The sequence below is a fragment of the Pseudooceanicola lipolyticus genome (assembly GCF_002786325.1).
Classification (GTDB): Bacteria; Pseudomonadota; Alphaproteobacteria; order Rhodobacterales; family Rhodobacteraceae; genus Pseudooceanicola_C; species Pseudooceanicola_C lipolyticus.
This window is the reverse complement of sequence record NZ_PGTB01000209.1, coordinates 1-5,385: the sequence shown is the minus strand read 5'-3', so window position 1 is coordinate 5,385 and position 5,385 is coordinate 1. Positions and strand designations below refer to the sequence as shown.

5 protein-coding genes are annotated in these 5,385 nt (G+C 69.0%); 4 read left to right on the top strand and 1 reads right to left on the bottom strand.

The window, feature by feature from the left end:
• The 3 genes from CVM52_RS23215 to CVM52_RS23205 form a co-directional block, all read left to right on the top strand.
• Window positions 1-1,263 (top strand): UDP-N-acetylmuramoyl-tripeptide--D-alanyl-D-alanine ligase (locus CVM52_RS23215; RefSeq protein ID WP_100164722.1); only part of this gene is annotated, 1,263 nt, incomplete at its 5' end.
• Between the two features lie 12 nt (window positions 1,264-1,275).
• Entirely contained in the window at window positions 1,276-2,358 is a 1,083-nt protein-coding gene (mraY, locus tag CVM52_RS23210) for a phospho-N-acetylmuramoyl-pentapeptide-transferase (protein ID WP_100164721.1), read from the top strand.
• A 199-nt stretch (window positions 2,359-2,557) separates the two neighbouring features.
• A complete protein-coding gene (locus CVM52_RS23205) occupies window positions 2,558-2,995 on the top strand; it encodes an ACT domain-containing protein (protein WP_100164720.1) in 438 nt (145 codons plus the stop codon).
• An 8-nt stretch (window positions 2,996-3,003) separates the two neighbouring features.
• On the opposite strand, the gene CVM52_RS23200 is transcribed toward CVM52_RS23205, so the two are convergent.
• Entirely contained in the window at window positions 3,004-3,921 is a 918-nt protein-coding gene (locus tag CVM52_RS23200; protein WP_100164719.1) for a glutaminase, read from the bottom strand.
• A gap of 120 nt (window positions 3,922-4,041) precedes the next feature.
• Here CVM52_RS23200 and murD point away from each other — a divergent pair.
• The coding region (gene murD / locus CVM52_RS23195) for a UDP-N-acetylmuramoyl-L-alanine--D-glutamate ligase (protein ID WP_100164718.1) at window positions 4,042-5,385 on the top strand (1,344 nt) is incomplete at its 3' end.

Genomic DNA, 5,385 nt, shown 5'->3' with positions numbered 1-5,385 from the left:
GTCAGCCATCTGCCCGAGGGCGTCGCGGCGGATGCGCCGCTGTTGCTGGTCGAGGACGTCCAGACCGCGCTGGAGGCGCTGGGGCGCGCCGCCCGTGCGCGCACCCGCGCGCAGGTGCTGGCGGTGACCGGCAGCGTCGGCAAGACCTCGACCAAGGAAATGCTGGCGCGGATGCTGTCCGACCAGGGCCGCACCCATGCCAGCGTCGCCAGCTATAACAACCACTGGGGCGTGCCACTGACGCTGGCGCGGATGCCCGCCGATACCGAATATGCGGTGATCGAGATCGGCATGAACCACCCCGGCGAAATCGCGCCGCTGGCCCGCATGGCGCGGCCGCATGTGGCGCTGATCACCACCGTGGGGCAGGCGCATCTGGAAGCCTTTGCCAATATCGAGGGGATTGCCGCCGAGAAGGCCAGCATCGTCGAGGGGCTGGAACCCGGCGGCACCGCGGTGCTGAACGGCGATGTCGAGGTGTTCCCGATCCTGCGCGCGGCAGCCGAGGCGGCGGGTGCGCGGGTGGTCAGCTTTGGTGAAAGCGCCGGCTGCCATCACCGCGCGCTGCGGATCGAGGCGCTGGAAGATACCACCGTGGCCGAGGCGCGGGCCTGGCGCACGCCGCTGCTGTACAAGGTGGCGGCGCCGGGGCGGCATTTTGCCGTCAACGCGCTGGGCGCGCTGGCCGCCTGCTGGGCGCTGGGGGCCGATCGGGCGTTATGCGTGCATTCGCTGGGCCGCTGGGCGCCCTATTCGGGGCGCGGCGCGCATGAGGATATCCTGCTCGACCCGACCGAGACCGAGCTGCGCCTGCACCTGATCGACGATGCCTATAACGCCAACCCGGCCTCGATGGCGGCCTCGCTGGAGGTGCTGGCCGCGGCGCCGGTGCGCCACGATACCGGCCGCGTCCGGGTGGGGCGGCGCATCGCGGTGCTGGGCGACATGAAGGAGCTGGGACCGAAATCGCCGGCGCTCCATGCCGGGCTGGCGGCGCTGCCGGCGATGGGCAAGGTCGACACCGTGCATTGCATCGGGCCGCTGATGCGGCATTTGTTCGACGCGCTGCCCGATGCCAAGCGCGGGGTCTGGGCCGAAAGCGCGGCGGCGCTGGCCGGCGACATGCGCCACAAGCTGGACAGCGGCGACGTGGTGATGGTCAAGGGTTCGCTGAGCATGAATCTGGCACGCGTCGTTGACGCGATCCGCAAAATGGGCCATGGGCAGCCGGATCCGGCGGTTGTGGGGCCGGAGGATGAGTAAGGATTTGCCGGCATGTTGTATTGGCTGACCGCCCTGTCTGACGGGGGCGATCTTTTCAACCTGTTCCGCTATGTCACCTTCCGCGCCGGCGGGGCCTTCATGACGGCGCTGATCTTCGGCTTTCTGTTCGGCCGGCCGCTGATCGCGGTGCTGCGCCGCAAACAGGGCAAGGGCCAGCCGATCCGCGATGATGGGCCGCAGGGGCACCTGTCCAAGGCCGGCACGCCCACCATGGGCGGGCTGCTGATCGTCGGCGCGCTGGTCACAGCCACGCTGCTTTGGGCACGGCTGGACAACCCCTTTGTCTGGCTGGTGCTGTTCGTGACCGTGGCCTATGCGGTGATCGGCTTTGCCGACGATTATGCCAAGGTGTCGAAACAGAACACCAAGGGCGTGCCCGGCCGGCTGCGCATGGCGCTGGGCATCCTGATCGGGGTGGTGGCGGCCTATTGGGCGGCGCAGAGCCACCCGGCCGAGTTGCAGAACCAGCTGGCCTTTCCGGTGTTCAAGAACATGCTGCTGAATCTCGGCTGGTTCTATATTCCCTTCGGGGTCTGCGTAATCGTCGGCGCCGCCAATGCGGTGAACCTGACCGATGGGCTGGACGGGCTGGCGATCATGCCGGTGATGATCGCCGCCTCGACCCTGGGGATCATCGCCTATGTGGTGGGCCGGTTCGACTGGGCCGAGGATCTGGGCGTGCACTACGTCTCGGGCTCGGGCGAGATCCTGATCTTCACCGCCGCGTTGTTCGGCGGCGGGCTGGGCTTCCTGTGGTACAACGCGCCGCCGGCGGCGGTGTTCATGGGCGATACCGGCAGCCTTGCGTTGGGCGGGGCGCTGGGGGCGATCGCGGTGGTCACCAAGCACGAGCTGGTGCTGGCGGTGGTCGGCGGGCTGTTCGTGGTCGAGGCGATGTCGGTGATCATCCAGGTGCTGTATTTCAAGCGCACCGGCCGGCGGGTGTTCCTGATGGCGCCGATTCACCACCACTACGAGAAAAAGGGCTGGGCCGAACCGACTATCGTGATCCGGTTCTGGATCATCTCGCTGATCCTGGCGATGATCGGGCTGGCCACCCTGAAGGTGCGCTGAGAGTCCCGGCTGGGACGTGGGCGCAAGCGCCTGGAATCGTTTGCGGTGGCGGTAACGGCGGAGGGTCAAACGGGCGCTGCCCGGCGGCGCTGCGTGCCTCGAATCCGGGCTGAGGCGGGTTGAAACGCGCGAAAGCCTCGGAATATCGACGGCGACTGAATAGAGTGGCGCGGCGAAACCAGCTGCTGAGGGAGGCGGGATGGTCGACGAGAGTGGCGGCGCAACCGGCGACGGCCGCGCGGTGCGCGATACGGCGGCGATGATCGCCGGCATGGCACCGGAATTGCAGCCGGGGCGCTATGTGTTCTGCACCACCCGCGACCCGGATCTGGCCAATCGCGCGATGGCGCCGGCGCTGGCCTTCTACCGCGAGGCCGAGGGGGTGTCGCTGATCCTGCCCGAGGCGGCGGCGCGGGCGCTGGGATTCGATGCGGCGCTGGGGATGGCCTGCATCACCCTGACGGTGCAATCTTCGCTGGAAGGCATCGGCCTGACCGCGGCGGTGGCCGAAGCGCTGACGCTTGCGGGCATTCCTTGCAACATGGTGGCGGCCTATCACCACGACCACGTCTTTGTACCGGCGGACATGGCCGGGCAGGCGCTGGCGGTTCTGCGCGCGCGGGCGGGGGCGGGCTAGCCCCCCCTTCAGAACACCGACCAGTCCATCTGCCGCGCCAGCTGTTCCATCGCCACCGTGCCCAGCAGCGAATTGCCGTAGCCGTCCAGCCCCGGCGAGAACACCGCGACCGAGGCGCGGCCAGGCACGATGGCCAGGATGCCGCCGCCGACGCCGCTTTTGGCCGGCAGCCCGACGCGGAAGGCGAATTCGCCCGACCCGTCATATTGCCCGCAGGTCAGCATCAGCGCGTTCAGCCGCCGGATCCGGGCGGTCGAGACCAGCCGGGGCAGGCCCGGCGCGCCGACCAGGAAACGCCCGGCCAGCGCCAGCTGGCGGGTGGTCATCTCGATGGCGCATTGGTGGAAATAGGTGCCCAGCACCAACTCGGGCGCGTTGGCGAGATTGTCGAAGGCGCGCAGGAAATGCGCCAGCGCATAGTTGCGATGGCCGTGGTGGTTTTCCGACTGGGCGACACGGTCATTGATATAGATGTCGTCATCCTCGGCGGCGGCGCGGACAAAGCCCAGGATCTCGGCCAGCGCGTCGCGCGGTGCGCGGCCTTTCAGGATCTCGTCGGTGGTGACGATGGCGCCGGCATTGATGAACGGATTGCGCGGCCGGCCCTGTTCGTGTTCCAACTGGACGATCGAGTTGAAGGCGCTGCCCGAAGGCTCGCGCCCGACCCGGTTCCACAGCTGGTCGCCGGCGCGGCCCAGGGCGATGGCCAAGGCGAAGATCTTGCTGACGCTCTGTATCGAAAACGGCACATCGGCATCGCCGGCGGCGGCAACGCCGCCCTCGGCGGGGGCGACGGCGATGGCGAATTGGCGCAGCGGCACGCGGGCGAGTTCGGGGATGTAATCGGCCACCGCGCCCCAGTCCTCGGCGGCGCGCATCCTGTCGACGATGGCGTCTAGCCGCGCCTGAAGATCTGCTGCGGACATGGTGGTTCCTCCGATTGCGCGCCGCTTGTTCCACGCCGGCGGGTGCGGTGCAACGGCCGGTCTTGTGGGCCGGCGGCGCAGCCTGCATTGTCGGCGCCGAAGCGCAGGCGGGGATATAGCATGATTCCGGTAAAACAGGTCGATGGCCAACGTATCGCAGTGCTGGGGCTGGGCCGGTCGGGGCTGGCCACAGCGCGGGCGCTGCGCGCCGGTGGTGCCACGCCGGTCTGCTGGGACGACAACCCGGCGCCGCGCGCGGCGGCCGAGGCCGAGGGATTCGCCTGTGCCGACCTGTCCCGCGCCGGCGCCTTCGAGGGCATCGCCGCGCTGATCGTCAGCCCCGGAATTCCGCATCTGTATCCGGCGCCGAACCCGGTGGTGGCCGCGGCGCTGGAGGAAGGCGTGCCGGTGGACAATGATATCGGCCTGTTCTTCCGCTCTTTCGCGACCCGGGACTGGGACAATTTCGACACCCTGCCGCGGGTGGTGGCGGTGACCGGGTCGAACGGCAAATCGACCACCGCGGCGCTGATCCATCACCTGCTGTGCAGCGCCGGGCGGCCGGCGCAGCTGGCCGGGAATATTGGCCGCGGGGTTCTGGATCTGGAGCCGGCGGTGGATGGCGAGGTGGTGGTGCTGGAACTGTCCTCGTACCAGACCGACCTGGCCCGCGCGTTGACCCCGGATATCGCCGTGTTCACCAACCTGTCGCCCGACCACCTGGACCGGCATGGCGGCATCGGCGGCTATTTTGCCGCCAAGCGGCGGTTGTTCGCCGAGGGCGGGCCGGACCGGGCGGTGATCGGCGTGGACGAGGATGCCGGGCGCTATCTGGCCAACCAGATGGCCGAGGGGCCGGGCGATGACCGGGTGATCCGGGTATCGGTCAGCCGAAAGCTGACCGGCACCGGCTGGCAGGTCTTCGCGCGCAAAGGGTTCCTGTCGGAATACCGCAAGGCGCGGCAGGTCGGGTCGATCGACCTGCGCCCGATCGCCGGGCTGCCGGGCGCGCATAACCATCAGAACGCCTGTGCCGCCTATGCGGTGGCGCGGGCGCTGGGGCTGGCGCCGCGCGTGATCGAGCAGGGCCTGGCCAGCTATCCCGGCCTGCCGCATCGCAGCCAGGTTCTGGGCCAGATCGGCGGCGTCACCTATGTGAATGACAGCAAGGCGACCAATGTGGACAGCGCCGCCAAAGCGCTGTCGGCCTTTGCGCGGATCCGCTGGATCTGTGGCGGGCTGGAGAAGGAAGGCGGCCTGGCTGGGCTGGCGCCGCAGATGGGCAACGTGGTCAAGGCCTATGTGATCGGCCGCGAGGCGGCACAATTCGCGCTGCAACTGTCGGGCGAGACCGAGATCTGCACCGACATGGCCACCGCGGTGGCGCGCGCCGCGGCCGAGGCCGAGCCGGGCGACACCGTGCTGCTGGCGCCGGCGGCGGCGAGTTTCGACCAGTATGACAAT